This window comes from Nocardia sp. NPDC049526, from assembly GCF_044465765.1.
In the GTDB taxonomy this organism is placed as follows: domain Bacteria; phylum Actinomycetota; class Actinomycetes; order Mycobacteriales; family Mycobacteriaceae; genus Nocardia.
In genome coordinates this window covers 1-26,584 of record NZ_JBITMA010000011.1, presented here as the reverse complement: position 1 = coordinate 26,584, position 26,584 = coordinate 1, and the positions used below count along the sequence as shown (strand labels likewise).

At 66.8% G+C, this 26,584-nt stretch carries 18 protein-coding genes, 1 tRNA gene and 1 pseudogene; 12 read left to right on the top strand and 8 right to left on the bottom strand.

The window, feature by feature from the left end:
- Positions 1-4: 4 nt before the first annotated feature.
- Complete coding sequence (locus tag ACIBW7_RS30880) at positions 5-790, bottom strand: alpha/beta fold hydrolase (protein WP_397052445.1); 786 nt, start codon at positions 788-790, stop codon at positions 5-7.
- 84 nt (positions 791-874) lie between these two features.
- On the opposite strand from ACIBW7_RS30880, the gene ACIBW7_RS30875 reads away from it, so the two are divergent.
- Together ACIBW7_RS30875 and ACIBW7_RS30870 are read left to right on the top strand one after the other, a co-directional pair.
- Positions 875-4,891, top strand: a complete 4,017-nt coding sequence (locus tag ACIBW7_RS30875; protein ID WP_397052442.1) for a PD-(D/E)XK nuclease family protein — start codon at positions 875-877, stop codon at positions 4,889-4,891.
- A 73-nt stretch (positions 4,892-4,964) separates the two neighbouring features.
- Positions 4,965-7,457 (top strand): annotated as a pseudogene (locus ACIBW7_RS30870) (UvrD-helicase domain-containing protein); the annotation flags it as partial.
- A 336-nt stretch (positions 7,458-7,793) separates the two neighbouring features.
- On the opposite strand, the gene ACIBW7_RS30865 reads toward ACIBW7_RS30870, so the two are convergent.
- Entirely contained in the window at positions 7,794-8,390 is a 597-nt protein-coding gene (locus ACIBW7_RS30865; protein ID WP_397052816.1) for a hypothetical protein, read from the bottom strand.
- 129 nt (positions 8,391-8,519) lie between these two features.
- Between ACIBW7_RS30865 and ACIBW7_RS30860 the strand changes: the two genes are divergently transcribed.
- The 3 genes from ACIBW7_RS30860 (at position 8,520) to nudC (ending at position 11,245) form a co-directional block, all read left to right on the top strand.
- Positions 8,520-9,122: a PD-(D/E)XK nuclease family protein gene (locus ACIBW7_RS30860; RefSeq protein ID WP_397052814.1), complete on the top strand. Its 603-nt coding sequence runs from the start codon at positions 8,520-8,522 to the stop codon at positions 9,120-9,122.
- 141 nt (positions 9,123-9,263) lie between these two features.
- Positions 9,264-10,319: a potassium channel family protein gene (locus tag ACIBW7_RS30855; protein WP_397052440.1), complete on the top strand. Its 1,056-nt coding sequence runs from the start codon at positions 9,264-9,266 to the stop codon at positions 10,317-10,319.
- A gap of 23 nt (positions 10,320-10,342) precedes the next feature.
- On the top strand, positions 10,343-11,245 hold the full coding sequence (gene nudC, locus ACIBW7_RS30850) for an NAD(+) diphosphatase (RefSeq protein WP_397052438.1): 903 nt from the start codon (positions 10,343-10,345) through the stop codon (positions 11,243-11,245).
- 62 nt (positions 11,246-11,307) lie between these two features.
- Here nudC and ACIBW7_RS30845 read toward each other — a convergent pair whose 3' ends face one another.
- On the bottom strand, positions 11,308-11,538 hold the full coding sequence (locus ACIBW7_RS30845; protein WP_040694747.1) for a mycoredoxin: 231 nt from the start codon (positions 11,536-11,538) through the stop codon (positions 11,308-11,310).
- A 117-nt stretch (positions 11,539-11,655) separates the two neighbouring features.
- Between ACIBW7_RS30845 and ACIBW7_RS30840 the strand changes: the two genes are divergently transcribed.
- The 4 genes from ACIBW7_RS30840 (at position 11,656) to ACIBW7_RS30825 (ending at position 15,724) form a co-directional block, all read left to right on the top strand.
- Positions 11,656-12,111, top strand: a complete 456-nt coding sequence (locus tag ACIBW7_RS30840; protein WP_397052436.1) for an EVE domain-containing protein — start codon at positions 11,656-11,658, stop codon at positions 12,109-12,111.
- Positions 12,108-12,563: a MarR family winged helix-turn-helix transcriptional regulator gene (locus ACIBW7_RS30835; RefSeq protein ID WP_397052434.1), complete on the top strand. Its 456-nt coding sequence runs from the start codon at positions 12,108-12,110 to the stop codon at positions 12,561-12,563. Before ACIBW7_RS30840 ends, ACIBW7_RS30835 begins: the two co-directional genes overlap by 4 nt.
- 60 nt (positions 12,564-12,623) lie before the next feature.
- Entirely contained in the window at positions 12,624-14,813 is a 2,190-nt protein-coding gene (locus ACIBW7_RS30830; RefSeq protein ID WP_397052811.1) for an ATP-dependent DNA helicase UvrD2, read from the top strand.
- 590 nt (positions 14,814-15,403) lie between these two features.
- A complete protein-coding gene (locus ACIBW7_RS30825; protein WP_084484010.1) occupies positions 15,404-15,724 on the top strand; it encodes a WhiB family transcriptional regulator in 321 nt (106 codons plus the stop codon).
- A gap of 149 nt (positions 15,725-15,873) precedes the next feature.
- Here the strand turns inward: ACIBW7_RS30825 and ACIBW7_RS30820 are convergent, their stop codons facing one another.
- The 3 genes from ACIBW7_RS30820 to ACIBW7_RS30810 all read right to left on the bottom strand — a co-directional run bounded on the left by ACIBW7_RS30820 (position 15,874) and on the right by ACIBW7_RS30810 (position 19,666).
- Complete coding sequence (locus ACIBW7_RS30820) at positions 15,874-17,229, bottom strand: ABC1 kinase family protein (RefSeq protein WP_397052431.1); 1,356 nt, start codon at positions 17,227-17,229, stop codon at positions 15,874-15,876.
- A 72-nt stretch (positions 17,230-17,301) separates the two neighbouring features.
- Positions 17,302-18,168 (bottom strand): hypothetical protein, encoded by an 867-nt coding sequence (locus ACIBW7_RS30815; RefSeq protein WP_397052429.1) that lies wholly within the window; start codon positions 18,166-18,168, stop codon positions 17,302-17,304.
- Between the two features lie 88 nt (positions 18,169-18,256).
- Entirely contained in the window at positions 18,257-19,666 is a 1,410-nt protein-coding gene (locus ACIBW7_RS30810; protein ID WP_397052427.1) for a zinc-dependent metalloprotease, read from the bottom strand.
- 127 nt (positions 19,667-19,793) lie between these two features.
- On the opposite strand from ACIBW7_RS30810, the gene ACIBW7_RS30805 reads away from it, so the two are divergent.
- Positions 19,794-20,819, top strand: coding sequence for a PDZ domain-containing protein (locus tag ACIBW7_RS30805; RefSeq protein WP_397052425.1), 1,026 nt, complete (start codon positions 19,794-19,796; stop codon positions 20,817-20,819).
- On the opposite strand, the gene ACIBW7_RS30800 is transcribed toward ACIBW7_RS30805, so the two are convergent.
- The gene (locus tag ACIBW7_RS30800; protein ID WP_397052423.1) at positions 20,820-21,410 is read right to left on the bottom strand and encodes a PPA1309 family protein; all 591 of its coding nucleotides are present in this window, start codon (positions 21,408-21,410) and stop codon (positions 20,820-20,822) included.
- Between the two features lie 481 nt (positions 21,411-21,891).
- Here ACIBW7_RS30800 and ACIBW7_RS30795 point away from each other — a divergent pair, with 481 nt between their 5' ends.
- Positions 21,892-24,897, top strand: coding sequence for a UPF0182 family protein (locus ACIBW7_RS30795; RefSeq protein ID WP_397052421.1), 3,006 nt, complete (start codon positions 21,892-21,894; stop codon positions 24,895-24,897).
- A 108-nt stretch (positions 24,898-25,005) separates the two neighbouring features.
- Here ACIBW7_RS30795 and ACIBW7_RS30790 read toward each other — a convergent pair whose 3' ends face one another.
- Positions 25,006-25,557, bottom strand: a complete 552-nt coding sequence (locus ACIBW7_RS30790) for a transglycosylase family protein (RefSeq protein WP_397052419.1) — start codon at positions 25,555-25,557, stop codon at positions 25,006-25,008.
- 555 nt (positions 25,558-26,112) lie between these two features.
- On the opposite strand from ACIBW7_RS30790, the gene ACIBW7_RS30785 reads away from it, so the two are divergent.
- Positions 26,113-26,186, top strand: a tRNA-Met gene (locus ACIBW7_RS30785).
- Positions 26,187-26,584 lie beyond the last annotated feature (398 nt).

Here is a 26,584-nt window from a genome sequence, read left to right as displayed (position 1 = left end):
CCGACTACAGCACCGATCGGATCAGCGCCGCGGTCTCGGCCGGCCGGGCCTGGGCGACCATATGGTCGCAGTCCCATTCGAGCACGGTCAGATTCTCGCCCAGGTGCGCGGTGAGGGCGGCGCGGAACTCCGGGGTGACGAAGGGCGGCATCACCTTCATGGCCTGGACCAGGATCGTCGGCAGGTCGACGGGCGGCAGCACATAGTGCCGGGCCAGCTGACCCCAGTAGGAGTTGACGGCGGGCAGACTGATCCGCCAGCCGACCCGGCCGTCCGCGGTGGGCATCAGATGCTCGGTGAGTTCGGCATCGAGCAGGCGCGGCTCCACCTCGCCCCAGCTGGTCGCGATCTTGTCCTGTCGGGCGTGCTCGACGGTGTCGTAGTCCGGTGAGGCCAGGCTGGACAACGCGATATCCATCAGGCGCTCCGGCTCCAGTGCAATCGCCGAATCGAGCAGGATCAGCTTGCGCACCAGGTGCGGATGCCGATGCACCAGGTGCAGCGCACAGGCACCGCCGAAGGAGTGTGCGACGACGACCACCGGTTCGTCGGTTTCTGCGGTGAGCAGTTCGACGAGATCGTCGACGATGGTCTCGAAGTTCCACGGCGGCAATGAGGTCGAGCGACCGTGTCCGCGCAGGTCGGGGGCGATGAGCCGGACCTCGGGCAGATGTCGGGTGGCCAGTTCCTCCCAGCGTTTGCCGTGGCCGGTGACACCGTGCAGGGCCAGGACCTTCGGCCCGTCGGCGGGGCCGAACCGATACACATGGAGAGGCGACACAAGTCTCATATTGACGCATCTGGAAATCCGTCGCAGATCCAGGCGTGTGTCGGACCTCACCGATCGGTGAATCGCCCGCGTGGCGTGTCGGAGGTGTCTGTTGCAATAGCCCGCGTGGTGCGATCGGATAGCGCGGTGCGACTTGTTCGCCGGAATGTGGCGGCACCCCCGGCTCGGACCTGGGGTGCCGATGTCCGCGCGCTGTTCGATGCCGCGGCGACGGTCGGCCCGATCCGGCCGGAATGGCGGCCGTGGCAGGTGCTCGGCGGACCGGGAACCGGCAAGACCGCACTGCTGATCGATCTGGCCGCCGAGCGCATCGCCGCGGGGGCGGATCCGGAATCGGTGCTGGTACTGACCCATTCGAAGCAGGCGGCGAGCACGGTGCGCGACGCCATAACCGCCCGGCTGACCGATCCCGGCGCCGCCGAGGGCGGGGTACCCGGCGCCACCAGGGAACCGCTGGTGCGCACACTGCATTCCTACGCGTTCTCGGTGCTGCGCAGACATGCGAGCGCACACGGCAATCCGCCGCCGCGTTTGCTGACCGGTGCCGAGCAGGATGCCGTGCTGCGCGAAATGCTGCGCGGCGACCTGATCGATATCGCGGCCGGAGCGAGCGGCCTGTGGCCGGAACGGCTGCAGCCCGCCCTGGGGCTCGGCGGATTCGCCGAGCAGTTGCGCGATCTCATGCTGCGGGCCACCGAACGCGGCCTCGGCCCCGAGGATCTGGTGCGGCTCGGCCGCGAGCACGGTCGGCCGGAATGGGTGGCGGCGGGCAGATTCGCGGTCCGCTACGAGCAGTCGATGCTGCTGCGCTGGTCGGTCGGGGTGGAAGCGCCCGAGGCGACCGCGCCCGCGCTGGACGCGGCCGAACTCGTCGGAGCCGCGCTGGACGCGCTGGCCGGAGACGCCGATCTGCTCGCCGCGGAACGGAATCGGATCCGATACCTGCTGGTCGACGATGCCCAGCATCTGGATCCGCAGGCCGCGCTGCTGGTGCGGGTGATGGGTACGGCCGCGCATACCGCGGTCGTGGCGGGCGATCCGGATCAAGGTGTATTCGCCTTTCGCGGCGCGGATTCGCGCTTCGTCGCCGACCTCGCCGCGTCGGATGGACAGCGGATCATCCTGCGGGACAACCACCGATCCGGCGGCGCGGTGGAACTGGCCGTCGCGCGGATCGCGGCCAAGTTGCCCGGCAGTGCGCCACAACGCTTTTCGGCACCCGAGCATGCGACGGCACCGAAGGCCGACGACACCGAGGTGCGCGTGCGGGTACTGGCGACCCCGGCGAAGGAAGCTGCCCTGATCGCCGACCATTTGCGCCGCGCCCACCTCACCGACGGTGTGCCGTGGTCGCGCATGGCGGTGATCGTCCGCTCGGTCCCCTTGTCACTGGCGCCGCTGCGCCGCGCCCTATTGGCGGCCGGAGTGCCCGTGCAACAGCCCGCACTCGACGCGCCACTGGCCCGACGGCGCGGCGCGGCCTGGATGCTGCTCGCACTGCGCGCGGTGCTCGCGCAGGACGCGCAGCGGCGCGGGCGTCGGAGTTCGGCCGAGGCAATGTTCTCGGCCGAAGACGCATTGGATCTGCTGGCAGGACCGCTCGGCGGCGCCGATCAGATCACTCTGCGCCGATTGCGTCGCGGTATTCGGCGCAGTGTGCTGGAGTCCGCACGCAGCGAAATCAAGGCCGCACGGGCACGTGCGAGTTCCGCATCGGGCGATGAACCCGATTGGGCTGGTTTCCCTCCGGATGAGGAGGTGCTTCCGCCCGAAGACGAAGGCTTCGTGCTCGGGGCCGACAGCTCCGAACGGAATGTCCCAACGGCCGAACGGAATATCAGCCAAGTCGAACGGATCACCGACGATGCCGACTGGTACGGCATCGAACCGGAATTCAGCAGCCGAGATCTGGAATGGCACAGCGATAAGCCCGAATCGGAAGTCGACGATTCCGATGACCCAGGACACGATGGTGCGACACCGCAACGCGCAAATGCCTCGGAGCGGGACGCCGACGAGGCGCGGCGGAGGGTGGATGGTGCCGATTCGGAGGCCGATGAAGCCGGGCAGCGTGCGGATGGCGTCGAGCGGGGCGCGGGCGAGGCCGAGCGGAACCCACTGCGAACCGACCAGGGAAGCACGGATGCTTCCGAACGGACCAGCGGCGATCCGGAAGGGGACCCGTCGGCACCCGAACCGGACGACAGCGATTCCCCATGGCGCGCCTATGTCGACAAATCCTCCGCGGAGGTGCTGCGTGACCTGCTGGTCGGCCGCGCGGATCGTCGAATCATAGAGCGGCTCACCGATGTCGAGGCGGCGCCGCTGAAGCGGGTGTTCGACGCACTCGACCGGGCCATCAAGACGCGGCGGCGCGGCGCCGGTCTCGAGGATGTGCTGTGGGCGCTGTGGACCGGGTCACGGCTGGAGCGGCGGTGGGTTGCGCAGTCCGAGCGCGGTGGGGCGGCGGGTATGCAGGCCGATCGCGATCTCGATGCCGCTGTCGGATTATTCGATGCCGCAGCCGCTTATGTGGATCGGCTGCCCCGCGCGAGCATCGAGGGCTTTGTCGAATTCCTTGTGCAGCAGGAGATTCCGCACGACACCAGATCGTTGACCGCGGCCGGGGAGGCGGTCGCGCTGCTCAGCGCGCACGCGTCCGCGGGCCGGGAGTGGGATGTGGTCGCGGTTGCCGCTGTGCAGGAAGGCATTTGGCCGAATCCGCGCCCGCGCGGCACTCTGCTGCAGACCGAGGATCTGGTCGACCTCACCGCGGGCATCGTCGACGCGGGTGAGGTGGTGAGCCGCGCGGCCCCGATCATGGCCGAGGAGCGCAGACTGCTGCTGGTCGCGTGCAGCCGGGCTCGGCGTTCGCTGCTGGTCACCGCGGTGGAATCGGTATCGGGCGAACGCGATCTCGTACCCTCTCGGTTCCTCGGCGAACTCCTCGGCCACGACGACGACAGCGAACCCGGCGCGCTCCCGGTCGCCGACCCGGGCCGCGCCCTGGTCATGCATGCGCTGGTGGCCGAATTGCGCGGTGTCGTCTGCGATTCCGAGGCCGAACCGGACCGCAGACGTCGCGCCGCCCACGAACTCGCCCGGCTGGCCCAGGCCGGGGTGCCGGGTACACATCCCGACGAGTGGTATGGCACAGCCGATCTCAGCTCGTCGCGTTCCCTCTGGGATGACGACGAGACCGCGGTTGCCCTCTCTCCGTCCACCGTCGAGCTACTGCGCACCTGCCCGCTGCGCTGGGCGCTCGAACGGCACGGCGGCACCGACGGCGACAACCCCCACGCCGTCAAGGGCAATCTGGTCCACACCCTCGTCCAGGCACTGGCGGGCAAGGTGCCGGAATCGCAGGTCCGCGCCGCACTGGATAAGGCATGGCAGGCCATCGATCCCGGCACCGGCTGGCATTCCCGTCAGGAGTTGCGCCGCACCGAGGCCATGCTGGAGACCTTCATGGCCTGGGTGCAAAATACCCGCGGTGAATTGACCCAGGCCGGTGTGGAGGTCCCGGTCGACTGTGTACTGCCGCCGCGCACGGAAGACGAACCCGCCGTGCGGATTCGCGGCCGGGTCGACCGACTCGAGCGCGATGCCTTCGGCCGGTTCGTCATCGTCGATGTGAAGACCGGGAAGTCGCCGGTCACCAAGCAGGCTGCCGCCGACCACGCCCAGCTCGCCACCTATCAGGTGGCCGCGGCAGCAGGCGCACTCGACATCACCATCGGCGAGTCCACCTCCGAATCCGGCCGAGCGCAGGATGAATCCGCCCCTGCCGCAGGCGAAACGGACCTATACACCATCGAGTCCGGCCCAACCCCTGGCGAACCGCACAGCACCACAGGCGAACCCGGCGGCGCGCGGCTGGTCTACGTCGCCAAGCCCAGCAGCAAGGAGGGTGCCACGCAGCGTATGCAACCTCCGCTGGATGCCGAGGCACTCGACAAATGGCGTGGCACGATTCATGATGCCGCGGCCGCAACCCAGGGCCCGAGCTATCTCGCCATGCGCAACGATGGCTGCAGGCACTGTTCGGTCGCGGGCAGCTGCCCCGTCCAGGACACCGGAAGGCAGGTGACCGACGAGTGAGCGAACGCAGTGAGCGAACCATGTGCCAGCGCGCACCGCGCATGCCGGAGCCGAGCGCCAGCGAGGCGCAGGCATGAGCGGCGCCGTATCGCCGAACCGGCTCGCGGAGGCGCTCGGCCTGCCACCACCCACCGAGGAGCAGGCCGCGGTGATCGCGGCACCACCGGGACCGACGCTGGTCGTGGCCGGTGCGGGCGCGGGCAAAACCGAGACCATGGCCGCCCGCGTGGTGTGGATGGTCGCGAATCGTCTCGTCCTGCCCGACGAGGTACTCGGCCTGACCTTCACCCGAAAAGCCGCCCAGCAGTTGACCTCCCGCATCCGCACCCGGCTGGCCCGGCTGGCCGGTTCACCGCTGTTGCGCGACCTCGATACCGGCGGTGAGCTGCGCGCCCAACTTTCCGGCGCCGAACCCGAGATCAGCACCTATCACTCCTACGCAGGCCGCCTGCTCACCCAGCACGGCCTGCTGCTGCCCGTGGAACCCGCCGCGACGCTGCTGACCGAAACCCAGCTCTGGCAGCTCGCCCACCAAGTGGTCCGCAACTGGGACGGTGACCTCGATACCGACCGCACCCCGGTCTCGGTGACCGAGGCGGTGCTCGCGCTGTCCGGCCAACTCGCCGAACATCTGGTGGAACCCGAACAACTCGCCGAGGCCCATACCGAACTCGAAAAACTGGTCCACACCCTGCCCGCCGGCCCGCGACAACGTGGCGGACCGAGTCAGGCCCTGCAAAACATCGTCCAGGTGCAGCGCGAACGCGTCGCCCTGTTGCCCCTGGTCAAACAGCTCGCCGAGGCCTTACGCCGCCGCGGCGCACTGGACTTCGGCGCCCAGATGTCGCTGGCCGCCCATCTCGCCGCCGAACATCCCGAGGTCGCCGCCGCCGAACGCACCCGCTTCCGCCTGGTCCTGCTCGACGAATATCAGGACACCGGTCACGCCCAACGCATCCTGCTGGCCTCACTGTTCGGCGGCTTGTCCCCGCAACCGCACGCCAAGCGCGCACGAAAATCCGCCGATACCCCGAAGTCGAGCGAGGATGCTGCGGATTCACGCGTGCCGGACGCTCCCCATGGCGATGCGGCGCAGGGGCATCACTCGGATGCCGAGCACGGGACAACCAGCCGTCGCGAACCGCGTTTGGCGGTGACCGCGGTCGGTGACCCGATGCAATCGATCTACGGCTGGCGCGGCGCATCCGCCGCCAACCTGCCCAGGTTCGCCACCGATTTCCCGAGCGCTCCAGGCATTCCCGCGCCGATCCTGCCACTGCTGACCAGCTGGCGGAACCCGCCGGAGGCGCTTGCCCTGGCGAACCTGGTCGCCGAACCATTGCGTCGTAATGCCATCGACAGCGGTGGAGTAACCGTCGACGCACTGCGCGCGAAACCCGACGCCGAACCGGGCGTTGTCGCGCTGTCACTCACCGAAACTGTTGCTGACGAACGGAATTGGGTGGCGGTCCGGATCGCCGCGGAATGGGCGGCCAAACGCGAAGCAGGAGAGCCGCCGCCGACCTCGGCCGTACTCGTACGACGCAATGCCGATGCCGCCCCGCTCGCGGAAGCCCTACGCGAACAAGGACTTCCGGTGGAAATCGTCGGCCTCGGCGGCCTGCTCGCCACCCCGGAGGTCGCCGATATCGTCGCGACGTTGCGCCTCATCGCCGAGCCCGGCGCGGGCAGCGCAGCCATGCGCATACTCACCGGTGCCCGCTGGCGCATCGGCGTCGCGGACCTCGCCGCGCTCGCCCGTCGCGCCAGGGATCTGTCGATCGGCCGTCTGCACGGCAATGAAGTCGATGAAATCACCGATTCGACCGCACTGGCCGAGGCACTGCGCGAGGTGGCGCCCGAGCCGGCCGAACAGGCCGGGCTGGCCGATGCGATCGCCGATCCAGGCCCACCGGAACAGTATTCGGAGTCCGGATTCAAGCGCATCGTCGCATTGGGCCGGGAACTCGCCGCATTGCGTGAGCGCAGCGGTCAACCGCTCGCCGAACTGGTGGCGGACGTGGAACGCACCATCGGCGTAGGCGTGGAAACTCAAGCCCGCCGGGCCATGCTCGGCGCCGGTGCTGGACGTGAACATCTGGACGCTTTCGCCGAGGTGGTCGCCGGCTATGCCAGCGATTCCGGCGCCTCGCTCGGCGGCCTGCTCACCTTCCTCGCCGCCGCCGAATCCGTCGAAAACGGCCTGGAACCGGGCGAAGTCGAGGTCGCGCGGGACCGCGTCCAGGTGCTGACCGTGCACGCGGCCAAGGGCCTGGAATGGGAGATCGTCGCGGTACCGCACGTGACCCGCGGCGTCTTCCCCTCCGGCGCGGCCTCGGGCACCTGGCTCGGCGCACTCGCCGAACTCCCCACCTCCCTGCGCGGTGACCGCAGGCAGGACGATGCCGCCGAAGGCGTCCCCGTACTCGACCTCTCCGACCTCTACGATCGCGCCGACCTGGATCGAGCGATCAAGTCCCACAAGGAATCCCTGGACCGCCGCCGCATCGACGAAGACCGCCGTCTGTTCTACGTAGCCCTCACCAGAACCGAACGCGTCCTGTTCGTCTCCGCCCACCACTGGGCCGAAACCGGCACATCCCCGAAGGGGCCGTCGGATTTCCTCTTGGAACTCAAACACGCCGGCGAGGCACCCGACGGCCCGGCCGACAGCGCGGTCACTATCGACCGCTGGGACGACGCTCCCGACGCCGACGCCGTCAACCCCTTCACCGATAACCCCGCGACCGCCGAATGGCCCCGTGACCCCCTTGGCAACCGCCGCGACCCGATTGAACAGGGTGCGTCCCTGGTCCGCGCCGCCCTGGCCGAACTCGCGGCGCAACCGGTAGGCGTCACCAACCCTCCGGCCCGACCTTGGGCCGGTGACAAAGCAACTGCCTCAGTCGATTTCGCGGACCGCGCGCCCCATGACATCGACATGGCACCGACTGTAGACCCTGCCACCGACAACTTTGCCGCCCCGACAACAGCGGCCGCTCGCGCCGACGATCCCGCCCCGGCCGCACTGTCGGTCGATCCGTATGCCGACGTTCCCCCACCCGACTTTCCCGATGCGCCCGCAGCGTTCTACGACTCGTACGAACCGCCCGCGAGCGCCCCTGGAGCGCACGGCCAAGACGAATCTCAGCTGTCCCCACCCGAGTTCGAACCGGATCCCGACGAATTCGAGCCGCCTCCGAGCGACTTCGAAGCTCGTCCCGACGAGTTCGAAACTCCCCTCGACGATCTCGCGCCTCCCCTCGACGATCTCGCGCCTCCCCTCGACGATCTCGCGCCTCCCCTCGACGATCTCGCGCCTCCCCTCGACGACCTCGCGCCTCCCCTCGACGACCTCGCGCCGCCCCTCGACGACCTCGCGCCGCCCTTCGATGACGTCGCGCCGCCCTTCGACGACTTCGCGCCTTTCGACGAATTCGAACCACCCCCAGACGAATTCGCCCCATCCACCTCCGACCCCACACCGCCCCGCGACCATTCCACCGCCCCCGACCCCGACGGCTGGTCCGCCGACGTCGACGCCCTCCTCGCCGAATTCGAAGCCGACCAAGCCATCGCCCAGGAAGTCGAACTCCCCGGCCAGATCGCCGCCACTGCCCTTGTCGAAATGCGCGCCGACCCAGCCGAACTCGCCGCCCGCCTGCGCCGCCCACTGCCGTTCCCGCCGAATCCACTGGCCCGCCGCGGCACCGCCTTCCACGCCTGGGTGCAGCGCTGGTTCGCCGCCGATCGCCTGCTCGGCTTCGACGAACTGCCCGGCGCCGCCGACAACACTGCCGCCGACGCGGGCCTGGACGCCGAGCTGGTCACCATGCAGGAGTCCTTCCTCAACTCGCCGTGGGCCCATCGCAGCCCGCTCGAAGTGGAGATCCCCTTCGAAACCTCCATCGCGGGCACGGTGATCCGCGGCCGGATGGACGCGGTTTTCGCCGAGCCCGGCGGCGGCTGGATCGTGGTCGACTGGAAAACCGGCGCCGAGCCCGCAGCCGCCGATGAGCCCGCGGTCGCCATGCAGCTGGCCGTCTACCGGCTGGCCTGGGCCAGGTTGATGGCGGCGCGCGACCACGGCACCGAGGCGGAAATGCTCGAACGCATCGGTGCCGCATTCCATTACGTGCGCACCGGACGCACCATCGCGCCGGTCGAACTCCCCGGCCCGGACGAACTGGCCGAGCTGATCCGGAATGCGGCGCCGACGTCCTCGGAATGATCCATAGATTCACCAACCGTTCGCGTCGGCGCCAAGCGCCGACGCCGCGACCCGGTAGGCTGCCGTGCGTGCCGGAGGGACAAGCAACGCCGCGGACGGCCGAGGTCGTGGGATCGGCGAGCACAGAGGCGGGTGCGTCCGGTGTTCGGTGATCGCGCACGCAGTGTCGGGCTGTCCAGTCGTCCGGATTTCGCGTTGGTCGGGGTGCTGCGCATCCCCGAAATCCAGACCAGCCCATGGGCTTCGCTGGTGCGCCGGGTGCTCTTCGCGATCGGCCTGCTGTTCGCCGCGGCGCTGGTGGTGTACTTCGGTCGCGCTGGGTACCACGACAATTCCGGTGACGAGCTGTCGTTTCTCGACGCCTTCTACTATGCGACGGTATCGCTGTCGACCACCGGTTACGGCGATATCGCGCCGGTCAGCGCCGAGGCCAGGCTGGCCAATATCGTCATCATCACCCCGCTGCGCGTGCTCTTCCTCATCGTGCTCGTCGGTACCACCATCGGCGTGCTCACCGAGCGCTCCAGGCAAGCATTCAAGATTCAGCGTTGGAGGCGCAGCGTGCGTAATCACACCGTGGTCGTCGGATACGGGACGAAGGGCCGCACCGCGATCGATGCCATGCTCGGCGACGGCGTACAGCCCGCCGATATCGTCGTGGTCGATACCGATGCCGTCGCGCTGGAGGCGGCGGCGAATGTGGGCCTGGTGACGGTGCACGGTTCGGCCACCCAGTCCGATGTGCTCCGGTTGGCCGGTGCGCAGCGGGCCTCCTCGGTCGTGGTCGCCGCCAACCGGGACGACACCGCCGTCCTGGTGACTCTCACGGCGCGCGAGCTCAATAAGAACGCCAAGATCGTGGTCGCCATCCGCGAGGCTGAGAACACCCATCTGCTGCGCCAGTCCGGTGCCGATTCGGTGGTGGTGTCCTCCGAGACGGCGGGCCGGCTGCTCGGCATCGCCACCACCACCCCGACCGTGGTGGAGATGATCGAGGATCTGCTGACCCCCGAACAGGGCTTCGCGGTCGCCGAACGCGATGTGGAACCGTCCGAGGTCGGCGGCTCCCCGCGCCATCTCGGCGATATCGTGCTCGGTGTGGTGCGCGGCGGCGAGCTGATCCGGGTGGGCGAGGCCGAGGTGGACGCGCTGGAGGCGACCGACAAGCTGCTCTACATCCGGCACGCAGGCCGGTAATACCGGCGCGATAGTCTCGAACCGTGGCCTCTGGATTTCAGCTCAATGGTGTTCCACTGCTTTCGCGTTCAGTGCTCGACCGGGCCGAGGAGATCCGGGCCGACGAACAGTCGCTGAAGGAGGGCTGGGCCGAGGCCGAGTTGCTCCGGATCAATAAGCGCGGGCAGTTCCGCTTCGACGACGGTGCGCTGGTGCTGGAACCGGCAATCGAGCTGTCCGCCGAGCCGAGTCCGGCCTCGGTCTTCCTCGGCATCCACGGCGGCAAACACGTGTGGGCTGTGCGTGATGCCGATCTGCAAGGCACGCTGACCGATCTGCGCGCGATGGCCGGCGGTCTCGACGATCTCACCGCCGACCTGCTCACTTCCGCCATGGCCCTGCTGAACTGGCATGACAAGGCCGGATTCAATGCCGCCGACGGCACCGCGTCCGTTGCGACCAAGGGCGGCTGGTCGCGGGTCACCGAGAACGGCCACGAGGAGTTCCCTCGGATCGATCCGGCCGTCATCTGCCTGATCCACGACGGCGGCGACCGGGTCCTGCTGGCCCGCCAGCACACCTGGCCGAAGACGCTGTTCTCCCTGCTCGCCGGATTCGTGGAGGCGGGGGAGTCGCTGGAGCGGTGCGTCGAGCGCGAGATGCGCGAGGAGGTCGGGCTCGACGTGCGCGATATCACCTACCTGGGCAGCCAGCCGTGGCCCTTCCCGCGCTCGCTCATGCTCGGCTTCGCCGCCATCGCGGATCCCGATCAGCCGCTGATCTTTTCGGATGGCGAGATCGCCGAGGCCCACTGGTTCACCCGGGCCGAGGTGCGCGAGGCGCTGGCGGTCGGTGACTGGTCCGCCCAGAACCAGGGTGCGCGGCTACTGCTGCCCGGTTCGATCTCCATCGCGCGCACCATCGTGGAGTCCTGGGCCGCGCTCTGATCGAAGACACGCAAAAGCTCCGTGCGGGCCGATCGGTCCGCACGGGATCAATTGCGGCCTGATCAGGCCAGCGCGGCCAATGTCTGCTTGACCGCGGCCAGCGACGGATTCGTCGCCGTGGACCCATCCGCGAACTTCACCGTCGGCACCACATGGTTGCCGCCGTTCACACTGCCGACGAACTCGGCCGATGCGGGATCCTCTTCGATATCGATCTCGACATAGCTGATACCGGACTCGTCCAACTGCTTCTTCAGCCGTCGGCAGTAGCCGCACCAGGTGGTGGAGTACATCGTCAAGGCGGGGGTCACGTCAGTCACGGACCGTTCAACATTTGACGGCCCGATCCTGTTCCACCGAACTCCGAATCCAGACTTGCGATGGATTTAGTATGCGCACATACTAAATCCATGACTGCTACTGCAACGACCACCAAGTACTGGCTGGGAGTGGTCTCCCGGGAACATGTCCGCCGCGGTGTCGAACTGGGGATCGCCCAGGTCAACCACGGCAGGCGGACGCCGCTCGAGCGCATGCGTCCCGGCGACGGATTCCTGTACTACTCGCCGCGTGCAGGCATGCGCAGCGGTGCGCCGATAAGGTCCTTCACTGCCATCGGCACCATCGAGGACCAGCCGGTCTGGCAGGCGGATCCGCAGGATGGCGGCTGCTTCCAGCCGTGGCGACGCGCCGTGCGCTACCGCACCGATGCTCATGAGATCCCTATCGACGAACTGCGCGGCGAACTGGATCTCACCAGGACGCCGAATTGGGGCATGGTGTTGCGCCGCGGACTGGTCGAACTGACCGCCCACGATTTCGCGGTAATCGAACAGGCAATGATCAGTGATAAAGGAGGCATATGAGTGAGGATCGCGGTCTGCGCAGCCGATTCGCCGAGGCCGATGAAAGTCCCGGCCTCTTGCTCTGGCAGGTGACCAACCGCTGGCAGGCCGCTCAGCGCGCGGCCCTCGCCCCCTTCGGGCTCACCCATGTGCAATTCGTTCTACTGGCCGCGCTCACCTACCTCGCCGGTCGCGACGAACCGGTGATGCAGCGCGATCTGGCCGCTTACGCCGCCACCGATCCGATGATGACCTCCCAGGTATTGCGCGCGCTCGAGCAGAAGGGGCTACTCGAGCGCCGCGACCATCCGCACGACCGCAGGGCCAAGGCCCTGGTCCCCACCGAAGACGGTGTGGCACTGGCGAATCGGGCGCTGGTCGCGGTCGAGAACTGCGATCACGAATTCTTCGCTCCGCTCGACGGCGATACGCGGGCATTCGCGGGTGGACTGCGGCGCCTGCGCGATCGCTAGACCAACCGAGCCTGCGGAACCGGATCCTTGCGGCACGACTTGTCAGCGGGCACTGCCATGATGTGTGTCGTGTCGGCAACGAGAACGAGCGAGCCCACCCGCCCGGAGTCGGCTGATGCTTCAGGCGGGGGGCTGGACCCCGAACAAGCGGCAGCCGTCCGCGCGCCCCGGGGGCCGGTCTGTGTGCTCGCCGGTGCGGGTACCGGCAAAACCAGAACCATCACCCATCGCATCGCCCACCTGGTCTCTGCCGGACACGTCAAAGCCGACCAAGTGCTCGCGGTGACATTCACCGCGCGCGCGGCGGGGGAGATGCGCAGTCGCCTGCGCGCGCTCGGCCTCGGCGGCGAGGCCAACCAGGTGCAGGCCCGCACCTTCCACGCCGCCGCGCTGCGCCAGCTCAAATACTTCTGGCCGCAGATCGTCGGCGATGTGCCATGGCAGTTGCTCGATCGCAAGTTCCCGGTCGTGGCACAGGCCGCACATCAGGCCGGTTTGTCCTCGCACACCGAAGCCGTTCGCGATCTGCTTACCGAAATCGAATGGGCGAAGGCCACTCTCATCGCGCCGGAGGACTATCCGGCGGCCGTGGCCGAACACCACCGCGAGCCCCCGTACGACCCGATGCGGGTCGCGGCGGCCTACAGCGGCTACGAGAAGTTGAAGGCGACACCGGACGGTCTGCTGCTCGACTTCGACGATCTGCTGCTACATACCGCCGCCGCGCTGGAGGACTATCCATCGGTGGCCGACGAATTCCGCGGGCGCTACCGCAGTTTCGTGGTCGACGAATACCAGGACGTCACGCCATTGCAGCAGCGGGTGCTCGATGCCTGGCTCGGCGACCGCGACGATCTGACCGTGGTCGGCGACGCGAACCAGACGATCTACTCGTTCACCGGCGCCACCCCGACCTATCTGCTCGACTTCTCCCGGCGCTTTCCGGAGGCGACGGTGGTCAGGCTGGAACGCGACTATCGCTCGACACCGCAGGTGGTCTCGTTGGCCAACCGGGTGATCGGTGCCGCGCGCGGTCGCATCGCGGGCACCCGGCTGCAACTGGTCGGCCAGCGCGACGACGGCCCAGAGCCCATGTTCGCCGAATTCGACGACAGCCCGGCCGAGGCCCATGCGGTCGCGCGGTCGATCAAGAAACTGATCGCCGCGGGCACACCAGCGGCCGAGATCGCGGTGCTCTATCGGATCAACGCGCAATCCGAGGCCTATGAACAGGCGCTGACCGAACTCGGCATTCCCTACCAGGTCCGCGGTGGCGAGGGCTTTTTCGCGCGAAATGAGGTGAGGCAAGCCGTATCTGCATTGCGTCAGGTGGCCGCTCGCGAGGACCTGCCCGACCAGTCCCGCAGTGGTAAGGCCTTGGTTACCTTGGTGCGCGCCGCACTCGCGCCGGTCGGTCTCACCGCGACCGAACCAGCCGGCGCTCAGGCGCGCGAGCGCTGGGAATCGTTGCTGGCGCTGGTGCGGCTGACCGAAGAGTTGGTCGACCAAGACGACGCACTCGACCTGATCGGCCTGCTGCGCGAGTTGGCCGCACGCGCCGAGGCCAGGCACCCACCCACCGTCCAGGGCGTAACCCTTGCGTCATTGCACGCGGCCAAGGGGCTGGAGTGGGATGCGGTATTCCTCGTCGGTGTCGCCGACGGAACGCTGCCGATCGCGCATGTGCTCGGCGACGACGGTTCGGTCGCCGATCAGGCCGCCCTCGAAGAGGAACGGCGTCTGCTCTACGTCGGTGTGACCAGGGCGCGCGAATATCTGCAACTTTCCTGGGCGCTCTCGCGCGGCGAGGGTAGTAGGCGCACGCGGCGGCGCTCCCGATTCCTCAACGGTCTGGTGCCCGACGACTCGCCGGCCTCACGAATCGCCGCGCCCGTTGCCGACCGCGCCTCGAATGGTGTGCGCCCGACCTGCCGGGTATGTGCCAAACCGTTGATCGGCACCTACGCCACCATGCTCGGCCGCTGCCGCCGCTGCCCGGCCGAACTCGATGCCGAGCTACTCGCGGCGCTGCAGGCGTGGCGCGAGGAGAAAGCGCAGGATCTGCGGGTGCGCGAGTTCGTGATCTTCACCGACACCACGCTCACCGCGATCGCCGAGCAACTGCCCGCCGATGACAACGCACTCGCCGCGATCCCGGGAATCGGGGCGAAGAAGCTCGAGCAATACGGGGCCGAGGTGTTGTCGATAGTGGCATCACGGCTGCGGTCAAGCCCACAAAACCGCAGGTAGAAAATAGGTTGTCGCAATGAGCGGCAACACATATGGTGGGATTCACGCACCGGGAGGTCATCTCGGCGCGCAGAGTTACCGACACGAGTACAGGAGGGAGGCAGACCGATGAATGGCAATACGAACTTCAGCGCCACTGGCGTTGCGGTGAATGCTGCACCCGTCATGTCGGCCTCCCGGGGGATCCTCACTTTGCAGGGGATCGGTCTGTCCGGTGTCGGCGTATCCGGGGATCACGGCAAAGCCATGAGCATGCATTCCCCGATTTGCGTCGTCATTCAGGACAAGCCCAGCGCGGGCTGGCACCCGGCATTTGCCCACACGGCAGAAGCCGGCGTCTTCGCAGTTGAGGCCGGATATGCACCGGCAGATCTGCAGGCACGCCTTCGCCGCACCGCACACCCAGCGACCGTGATCAGGATTCGACAGAGATGTCGAACTAGGTAGGGAACACTCCCCGACCTCCTGGCCACGGATCGCCCGAAGCGAAACCGTGGCCAGTATTTTTTTACCGGCCCTTCAGCCACCACCGGCCTCGGTTTCGCGGAACGAACGAACGTACCGCTGCAAACGAGCTGAAGGAGAACGACGTGTTCACCGCAGAGAGGCCACAAGCCGCTACTGACGTGACATGCCGAACCGTGGCACGGCCCACCCGCCCCCGGGAGGTCACAAAGGTCCTGCCTTGTCGAGCCGGAGATCCCGATCTCTGGTTCGCCGAGAGCCCGGTCCAGTTGGAGCAGGCCAAGGCGCTGTGCGCGTCTTGCCCCATCCGAAAGGGCTGCCTGACCGCGGCCATGGATCGGCGCGAGCCGTGGGGTGTCTGGGGCGGTGAGATCTTCGACCAGGGTGTCGTGATCGCCCGCAAGCGCCCACGCGGTCGCCCGCGCAAGGTCGCGATCTCGGCATGAGATCCGTGACTTCCCTCCCTCCGGTCGCTGAGGCCTATCCGGCCAATTCGGATTCGGGCAGGGCCCAGGAACGAGAAAGCAAACAAGCCGCTCACCGTGAGATCCGGTGGGCGGCTCGTTTGCGTTCTCGGCCAAACTTTTTCGGCTTTTCAGCTCGCGGATCGCTCCTCGCGGAAGCCGGGCATCCAGGCTCGCACCAATTGCATGAACGGTAGCTCCGCATCGAGCTGGGCCAGGATGCCGACCGAACCGCCGAGCACGCGGAAGATCATCACGTACTGCGCGGGCAGTTGCAGTGCCCGCGCGGTCTTCATATCCGGACTGCCGATATCGGAGGCCTTACCGGCCACCCGCTGCATCCACCTGCGGGTGAAGTGGAAAGAATCGGTCTGGATCGGGTCGGTGAAAGGCCGCAGGTAGTCGGCGATCTCCTGATCGGTAACGGTCCGGCCCGGAATCACCCAGCCGTTGTCGTACATGAGCTCGACCAGTTCATCGAAGCGTTCGTCCAGTTCCAGGGCCAGCATCCGGCCGAGGACCTCTGGGAAGCCGTCCGGCATGGGCGCGCAGGCGCCGAAATCGATGACGGCCAGCTTGCCGTCGGGCAGCATCATGAAGTTGCCGGGATGCGGATCCGCATGCAGCAGACCGACGGTCTCCGGTGAGGAGAAGTGGAATTTGCCCATCAATCCGGCGACCCGATTGCGCAGCGCGCGCGTGCCCTCCGGATCCTCGGCTCCCTGTTTGATGATCTGTGAGACCGGGGTGCCGTCCAGCCATTCGGTCACGATCACCTTCGGCGCGCTGGCCACCACCTTCGGCACCACGATCTCCGGATGTCCGTCGAAGGCCTTGGCGAAGGCGCGCTGGTTGGCGCCCTCGTTGCGGTAGTCGAGTTCCTCCTCGGTGCGCTCGGTGATCTCGGCCAGCAGCGGCTTCACATCCGCGCCCGGAATCACCGAGGTGATCAGACCGGTCATCCGCGACAGTGTCTTGAGGTCTGCGCGCAGCGCCTCGTCGGCACCCGGATACTGCACCTTCACCGCGACGGTCCGGCCGTCCGACCACACCGCCTTGTGCACCTGGCCGATGCTCGCCGATGCCGCCGGGGTGTCGTCGAAGGATTGAAAGCGCTTCCGCCACTGGGTGCCGAGCTGCTGGTCCAGTACCCGATGCACGGTCTCGGCGGGCATCGGCGGCGCGGCGGCCTGCAGTTTGGTGAGTGCCTCGCGATAGTGCTCGCCGAACTCCTCGGGAACCGCGGCCTCCATGACGCTGAGCGCCTGACCGAACTTCATCGCACCGCCCTTGAGCTCACCGAGCACGGTGAACAACTGCTCGGCGGCCTTCTGGTTCAACTGGGCGTTGATCTCCCCCTTATCGCCACCGGCCAGCTTCTTACCGAACCCGACGGCGGCTCGTCCGGCGATACCCAGCGGAATCTTGGCTAACTTGGCATTGCGGGACGAGCGACGGCGCACGATCTCAGACACGTAACCCATCATGGCGGACGGACCCGTGTAATCGCCACGAGAATCTTGATGTCATTGCTCGGCGGACTGTAAGAATCGACACTCTCATCCAGTGCTACCAGCGAAAATACGGCGGCATCCGCAGCCGTCGTGCTGCGGCCATTCCCGGCGCGAGATCCGGTGCGTATCGAGTTCGAGTTCGATCGTGGTGTTCATGGTGTCGAGCTGACGCTCGGGGGAACAGTGCATGATCGCTTCGAGTTCGCCGAGCAGCAAAGCCGCTGTCGCCAGGATCCCGGCCGGTGATGCGTGCCCGACCCGGCCGAGCAATTGGCTCGCCAGCTGCGGCCACTCCGGGTCGTACTCACAGCGGGTCAGGTCGAGGCAGCGCAGACAGCTCGTCAGGCCGGGAAAGACCAGCGGACCGACGATGCCCTTGTTGCCATCGCGAATCCGGACCTGCAGATGCGGAATGCCGTGCAGCACCAGCTCATTGGCCAGGCGCGGTTCGATGACGAGCGAATCGGCCAGTACCACGAGTTCACCGTGCCAATCCAGCACCGAACCATCGGCGCGGTACCCACGTGACCGGATCGGCCGCAGCCCGAGCCGCCGCAACCCGGTCGCGACTGCATCCGAGAGCGGCCCGAGCCCGTGCACCCGCACCGAACGCACCCGTCCCAGGCGTGGATCCGGATACAGCAGCAGTCCCGCGTCATCGATGCGATTCAGCAGCTCCGCCGCGTCCTCGGGTTCGATCCCACATTGCCCGGCCCGCCAGATGACCTGCGGGCGACTGTGCATGCCGTCCAGCAGCCGCAGGAATGCCAGCACGGTATCGGTATCCAATGCGGTCCGATCGAGTAGCAGCGCCCGCTCCGGATCCCACCCCAACTGCACGACCCCGGACGACCGCACCAAAACCGTCACCCGCGGCGCCAGCATCGGCCCGCGCATCCGCCTCGTTGTCATGGCAGCAGTATGCGGATCGGGTCAGCGGCGAATCAGCGCGAATCCTGCAGTAATCCACAGGAATTCGCGCTTATCAACAGGACACGTCTCAGGACGCGTCGGTGTCCTTGCCGAGGTTAGGGCCGGATTCACCGTCACCCTTCGCGGCCTCGCGTTCGGCCTTCTCGCGTGCCTCGGTTTCGGCCAACTGGGCCAGCGGATCGTCGAAGGCGTCCACGCCGCCGCCGATCACCGAATCGATGAAGCGCGCAGGGGAGTCCAGATCATTGGAATCCGGTAGCAGATCCGGATGCGCCCAGATGGCGTCCCTCGCGTCGATGCCCGCATCGGCGGTGAGCCGCCGCCACAGCGCCGCCGCCTCGCGCAGCTTGCGGGGCCGCAGCTCGAGTCCTACCAGCGTCGCGAAGGTCTGCTCGGCCGGACCGCCGGTGGCACGGCGGCGGATCAGGGTCTCGGCGAGTGCACCCGCACCCGGCAGGCGGTCACCGATCGCCTGCGTGACCACGACCTGCACCCAGCCCTCGATCAGGGCCAGCAGCGTTTCCAGCCGCTCCAGGGCCTGCTTCTGTTCCGGGGTGGTCTGCGGTTCGAACGCACCCTGGGACAGGATCTCCTCGAGCTTCGAGGGATCGGTCAGCGACATCGGGTCGATATTCTGGGCCGCCGACTCCAGGGCGGATAAGTCCATCTTGATCCCACGCGCATAGTCCTCGACCGCGCCGAGTACCTGCTGACGCAGCCACGGCACATGTGCGAACAGGCGCTGGTGGGCGGCCTCGCGGGCCGCGAGGAAGACCAGGATCTCGCTTTCCGGCTGCTCGAGTCCGGCGCTGAACTCCGAGATGGCCGCGGGCAACAGCGCCGCGGTGCCGGTCGGGCCGAGCGGCAGTCCGATATCGGTAGAGGTCAGCACCTCCTTGGCGAGTTGGCCGAGCGCCTGCCCGAGCTGGGAGCCGAACGCGAGTCCGCCCATCTGCCCGAGCATGCCGACCATGGGACCGGCGAACTCGCGCGCCTCCTCCGGCAACTGCGCGGTCCACATGCCGGAGATCTGTTCGGCCACCGGATCACACAGCCGCTTCCAGGTCGGCAGCGTTTCCTCGATCCAATCGTTGGCGGTCCAGGCCGCGGTTCTGGTGGCGCCCGCCGGCAGTGTGGTCGCGCCGTCCAGCCACAGTTCGGCCAGGTGCGCGGCATCGGCCACGGCCTTGACCGTGCTTTCGGATACCGGCGTCACGCTCGTGCCGAGCTGCTGGCGCGCCAATCGCTTGGCCACGTCGTAGTTGACCGGGCCGGACTGCGCTGAGCCCGGCTGTCCCATCCCACTGAGCATCTGGCCGAGCGAGGTGAGCATCTGTCCGAGCTGGGACGGATCGAAACCGCCCGCGCCTGCCCCGCCTAAGCCGAACGGATCGTTCGCCCCGGCACCGCTCGGCTCGTCGCCGCGCTTGCGGTCGTCGTCATCGCGGTTCGAGAATCCGAAGGGGAGGTCACTCATACCCCAAACATTACGCGTGGTGTGTAGCGGGTCGATGTTCGCGCGGCGCGAAATCTCCGGCACGCGCACGCCGGTAAATATGCGCCTCGCACGACCCGGCGCGGCGGCGATCATTACTGTGGTCCAGGTGAATCGTCGGATCCTGACCCTGGTGGCCGCCCTGATCCCGGTGCTCGTCCTCGGTGTGGTGGGCAGTCTGCTCACTGTGCCCTTCGTCGCACTCGGGCCGGGACCCACGTTCAATACCCTCGGCTCGGTCGACGGCAAGCAGGTCGTCGACGTCCGCGGCGCCGAAGTGGACCCGGTGACCGGTCATCTGAATATGACAACGGTCTCGGTGCGCGACGGACTCAACATCTTCGAGGCGTTCGGGTTCTGGGTCAGCGGTGAGCACGGCCTGGTCCCACGCGCCGAGGTGTACCCGCCCGGCGTCCCGCGCGAGGAGATCGACAAGTCCAACCAGCAGGACTTCAAGGATTCCGAGGGCAATGCCGAGGTCGCGGCGCTGCACTTCATGAACCTGCCGACGGTGGTGCTGGTGCGCAAGGTCTCCGACGACGGCCCGGCCAAGGAGACGCTGCGCGCCGGTGATGAACTGGTCAGCGTCAACGGCGCACCGATGACCGCTCCCAAGGATGTCGTCGCCGCGGTGTCCTCGCAGGCGCCCGGCGCCCAGATCACCGTGACCTACCGGCGCGAGAACACCGAAAACACCGCGACCATCACCCTGGCCGCGCGCCCCGACGACGCGAACAAGGGCTACCTCGGCCTGACCCCGACCGAGGGTGCGCGCCCGCCCATGGAGGTCTCGTTCAATCTCGCCGATATCGGTGGGCCGTCGGCCGGTCTGATGTTCAGCCTCGCGCTGATCGACAAGCTCACCCCCGGTGAACTGGACGGCGGCAAGTTCGTCGCCGGGACCGGAACCATCGATCAGGACGGCAAGGTCGGCCCGATCGGCGGCATCCAATACAAGATGATGGCCGCGCGCGATGCCGGTGCGGAGACCTTCCTGGTCCCGGCCGCCAACTGCAACGAGGCCAAACAGCGCACACCGGACGGCCTGCGCCTGGTGAAGGTCGAAAACCTCAGCGGCGCAGTGCAATCCCTCAACGACATCAACGCGGGTCGGGAGACTGTCTCCTGCGGCTGATCACTCCATCGTGTGGTGCAGTGCCTCGATGAGGTTGGGCGCCAGATTCGGATAGGTGCGCAGGTCGAGATCGCCGAAGTCGTCGGCATCGTCCTCGGGCTTGACCTGCAGCAGGCACAGATCCGCGCCGGTGCGAAGTACCGCGGCGAACAGCCGGGCCGTGCGCCGCCCCGGATGCGTCTCGGCCGCGGCGCGCGCGGCGGCGTCGGCGGCCTCGTGATCGGCGAGCAGCGGGGTGAGCGCATCGTCGAGGGTGCTCTCGGCATCCGGCGGCAGCACTACGATCTCCTGGACGAGCACGCAGCCGCTCACGGCCTCGGGCCAACTGGTGGTCGCGAGGAATTCGTCGAGCGCCATCGATCCGCCGGTGATGTCCTCCGGGAACGACTCCTGTGCAATGGGAGTCAGCTCGCTGCCCTGATCCAGCTGATCGAGCAGCCCAGGCTCGGCCGCGACCAGATCGGCGGTCGGCACCAGCGCGAACATCTGCGGCGGTCTGCCCCAACCCTCGGCATCGACGAATTCCGCCACTTCACGGACGGAACGGGCGAGGACGAGTTCGGCGTGCAGGTCTGCGGTCACATCGCCCATCCTCGCACCAGCGCCCGCGCGACAACATCGAGGGCAGCGCGACCTCGCAACCTCGACGGAGTGAGTTTTACGAGCGACCGTTCGCGGCCTGTCTCGTGTTCGAGTCGTCCAAGCGCACGCGACGAAGTCGCCGGACTCGACCATCGTCGCGTATGCACCGGTGGCCGAGCGATCCGCCATCGGTGACGCCAACGAAGCGAGTTTTACGAGCGAGGAGTTCGCGGCCCGTCTCGCGTCCGAGTCGTCGAAGCGCATGCGACGAAGTCGCGAGTCTCGACGGCTCGGACGCGAGACACCCGGGGGCCGCGAACCCGCCGCGCCGAAGGCGCGGCCATTAGACAGAGCAGGCGCTGCCAGTGTCACAGCCCGATTCCGTAGAGTGGGCCGAAATGGTCCGCTTTGGACCACCTGCAACATCGGACTGCGGTGTGACGGCCGAGAACATCGGTGCGCGCGCCGCCGGACCTTGGAGAGTGGCATCGTGGGCATGCGGCCCCCCACCGGCTTACCTTCGTTGTCCCGACGCAGCCGAGTGCTGCTGGTGGCGGCCATCATTCTGGCGGCGCTGCTGCTGCTGGGACCGCGGCTGACCGACACCTATACGAACTGGTTGTGGTTCGGCGAGGTCGGTTTCCGCAGCGTCTACCTCACCGTGCTGCGCACGCGGATCCTGTTGTTCATCGCCGTCGCGCTGTTCGTCGGTCTTGTCGTCTGGTTGGCGCTGTTGCTGGCCTATCGGACCAGGCCGGTATTCGTGCCGGTGGCGGGGCCGAACGATCCGATCGCGCGCTACCGCACCACGGTGATGAGCCGGCTCAAGCTGTTCGGTATCGGCATCCCGCTGCTGCTCGGCATGCTCTCCGGACTGGTGGCGCAGTCGAATTGGGTCACCGTGCAGCTGTTCCTCCATGGCGACTCGTTCGGCCAGAAGGATCCGCAGTTCGGCCTCGATGTCGGGTTCTACGCCTTCGACCTGCCGTTCTACCGGATGGTGCTGAACTGGCTGTTCGTCGCGGTGGTCATCGCATTTTTCGCCAGCCTGGTGACGCACTACGTCTTCGGCGGTCTGCGCCTGACCGGGCGCGAGGGCACGCTGACCCGACCCGCGCGCATCCAGCTTGCGGTGATCGCCGGAATCTTTGTGCTGCTCAAGGCGATTGCCTACTGGTTCGACCGCTACGAGTTGCTGTCGAGCAGTCGTAAGGAGCCGACCTTCACCGGTGGTTCCTACACCGATATCAATGCCGTGCTGCCCGCGAAGCTGATCCTGTTGTCCATCGCGGTGATCTGTGCGATCGCCTTCTTCGCCGGTATCGTGCTGCGCGATCTGCGGGTGCCCGCGATGGCGGCCGCGCTGCTCGTGCTCTCCTCGGTCCTGGTCGGCGCGGTATGGCCGCTGGTGGTCGAGCAGTTCTCGGTGCGCCCGAACGCCGCCGACAAAGAGAGTGAATACATCGAACGCAATATCGCCGCGACCAGGCAGGCGTTCGGCATCACCTCGGACAAGATCGAGTACAAGGACTACAAGGGCGACAGTTCGAAGAGTCCGCTGGAAGTTCCGGTCGACGCGGCGACTATCGGCAATGCCCGCCTGCTCGACCCGAATATCTTGTCGCCTACCTTCACCCAGCTCAAGCAGCTGAAGAACTTCTACGGCTTCCCGGAGTCGCTGGATATCGACCGCTACGCTCTCAACGGCGATACCCAGGACTACATCGTGGCCGCCCGTGAACTGCACCCGTCGGCGCTGAGCGGTAATCAGACCGACTGGATCAACAAGCACACCGTCTACACCCACGGCAACGGCTTCGTCGCGGCGCCCGCCAACCGGGTGAACCGGCCGCAGTACGAGGACCCCAATGCGAATACCGGCGGCAGCAGTGACAGCGGCTACCCGATCTTCCTGGTCAGCGACCTGTTCAACTCGACCGACCAGCAGCAGATCAAGGTCGACCAGCCCCGCGTCTACTACGGCGAGCTGATCTCGCAGTCCAATCCGGACTACGCGATCGTCGGCGCCGCGAACGGTTCGCAGCCGCGCGAATACGATTCCGACACAGCGCAATTCACCTACAACGGCAAGGGTGGCGTGTCGATCGGGAACTGGTTCAACCGGTTGGCATTCGCGGCCAAGTACACCGAGCGCAATCTGCTGTTCTCTTCGGCCATCGGGGACAACTCCAAGATCATCTTCAATCGCAGTCCGCGTGAGCGGGTGCAGAAGGTAGCGCCCTGGCTGACCACCGACGGCAATGCCTATCCGGCTGTCGTCAATGGCCGGATCCAGTGGATCGTCGACGCGTACACCACGCTGGACAACTACCCGTACGCGCAGACCACCTCGCTGGAGGGTGCGGTCGAGGACAGCATCGATAAGAAGACCGGAAGGCTGTTGCCGCGCAAGGAGGTCAGCTACATCCGCAACTCGGTGAAGGCCACCGTCGACGCCTACGACGGCACGGTGACCCTCTACGAGGTGGACCCCACCGACCCGGTGCTGAAGGCCTGGCGCGGTGTGTTCCCTGGCGCGGTCAAGCCGGAGAGCGAGATCTCACCGGAACTGCGCGCGCACTTCCGCTATCCCGAGGATCTGTTCAAGGTGCAGCGCGAAATGCTGACCAAGTACCACGTGGACAATCCGCGAGAGTTCTTCACCAACAACGCTTTCTGGTCGGTACCGAGCGATCCGACCACCGAGGGCGGCACCTTCAATCAGCCGCCGTATTACGTGCTGCTGGGTGACGCGTCGGCGAACAATAAGCCGGTATTCAATCTGACCAGCGCCATGGTCGGCTACAACCGGCAGTTCCTGTCCGCCTATATTTCGGTGCGCTCGGATCCGGACGGCTACGGCAAATTCACGATCTTGCAATTGCCGACCGATACGCAGACACAGGGTCCGCAGCAAACGCAGAACAGTATGACGACAGCGCCCGAAGTCTCCAGTCAGAAAACACTGCTGTCGAACTCGAACAAGATCAGATACGGCAATCTGCTGACCTTGCCGATCGCCGACGGCGGAATCCTTTATGTGGAGCCGTTTTACAACGAGCGAAATACCGGGGCAGGTAGTTCCACGTTCCCGCAGCTGCTGCGGGTTCTGGTGAGCTATCGCGATGTGGCGGGCAGTGTGAAGGTCGGCTTCGCCTCCACCCTGGCCGATGCGCTGAATCAGGTGCTGCCTGGGACGGGTTCGCTGGCCACGCCGTTCGGCGGTGATCCGGCGAGCAGGCCGAAACCGGGTACCACCCCACCGGCGGACCATGGCGCCACGCCGCCGACGCAGGGCACGACACCGCCGACACAGGGCACTACGACGCCGCCGCCGGCGACGGGTTCCGCCGCCAAGGATGCCGCGGCCGCGGAGCTGAGCAAGAAGATCGAGAATGTGCGAAATGCCATGAAGTCCGGGAACTTCCAGGACTTCGGCAAGGCGCTGGAGGAACTGGACGCCGCGGTGAAGGCGTATCAGGACGCCGGTCGCTGATCCAGTGAGAACGGCCCCGTCACCCGGTTCGGGTGGCGGGGCCGTTCTCGTCGACGTGGAGCCGACGTCGATCTCGGCGCCGTTGCCGAGTGACGTCGGATTCCTGCGTCAGCGACCGAACGAGTCGATCAGTGCACCGTTCTGGTCCAGCAGCTGCTGGTACTGGCCCTCGAGGCCGTTCTGCTTGGCCAGCTGGTAGCCGGCGGACTTGGCCTGCTCGATGGCGGACTTGACGTTGGTGGCGGGGGCGGGGGCAACCTCGGCGGGCGCGGCGGGCTCCGGCTCGACGACGGCCGGGGCGCTCGGCTCGGACTCACCGGTACGGAGGTACTGACCGCAGACCGGCCAGGCGCCCGCACCCTGGGTGGCGAGCACATTCTCGGCCACCCGGATCTGCTCTTCCTTGCTGGCGCTATTGGCGGAGCCGGCGCCACCGTTGGCCGCCCAGGTGCTCTGCGAGAACTGCAGACCGCCGTAGTAGCCATTTCCGGTGTTGATACCCCAGTTGCCACCGCTTTCGCACTGCGCGACGCCATCCCAATTGTGGGTCGGCGCGGCTGCGGCGGTGCCGGTGGAAAGACCGAACGGGACGGCAACGATTGCGCCGGTGACAGCGGCATAGCCGAGGGCGCGGGTGCTGAGCTTTCGGTTCTTCGACATGTTGTATTCCCTCCCTGCGCCCACCGCCCCCGGGTAATGCGAAAGCCGAGTCCCTGCCCCCAGGTGTGTCGGGGATCCTCGAACCGCGGGACAGGGTCGCCGGTGTTCGGCGGTTCGAGTTCGAGCCCATCACGTTTGATCCGGGCCGTGGCTCGACGGTAACGAAGAAATCTCGGCAGATCACATCTTGATAACTTCCCCATTGCGTGATGCGAATAACGTGTATATCGGTATTTGCGCAGGTCGCAAATGCCATAAGAATGGATTCTGGACGGTCGGTTATAGCATCGTTATGTGTTCGGGATCACTACGAAATAGTGGGCCAGGTCACGTTTGAAGCTGTTGGCCGACCGGCCTGTTGCGTTCTGAACGACTTTCGCCGCCGCCCTCGTTCGGGTTCGGCAGATGCCCGCTGCCGCCCTTCGGATCCGTCTGTGCGCAACCTCACCTCATCCGCCCGCGAGCCCGCATCCGGCCCGCTGACCAGGGCAAACCCCCTGGAAGATAAGCAATTTGCCTTCCGTGCGTAGACGTGTGTAATGTTGTGTTTACCGACGCGGGGTGGAGCAGCTCGGTAGCTCGCTGGGCTCATAACCCAGAGGTCGCAGGTTCAAATCCTGTCCCCGCTACTAGGGGAAACGGCCCGGAACACATTGTTCCGGGCCGTTTTTCATTGGTGCTTGGGAACGTATTCGGGAACCTTAGCCAAGCTCAGGATTGCTAGATCATTGTCGGCCGGTGGATTCGGGTCGGTGTCGCCCAAGTAGATGCTCAGCCAGAAACGCGAACACAGTGCCTGCCTGGAACCGACCCCGCCAACGCCCCGCAGCGTCCATCAACTCCGGGGCCGACCCGGGGCCTCACCCTGCACCACACAGTTATCCCGCCCAGGTCCCACCGAGCCGGGACAACACGCGGGTTGTTCAGCAGGCTCCTAATACTGCAACGGCGTTTTGGCGGTCGGTGCTGGTAGTTCTGTTGTGTGGTGTTGGATCGTGTTGTGGCCGAGTTGGATTCGTTGATGTCG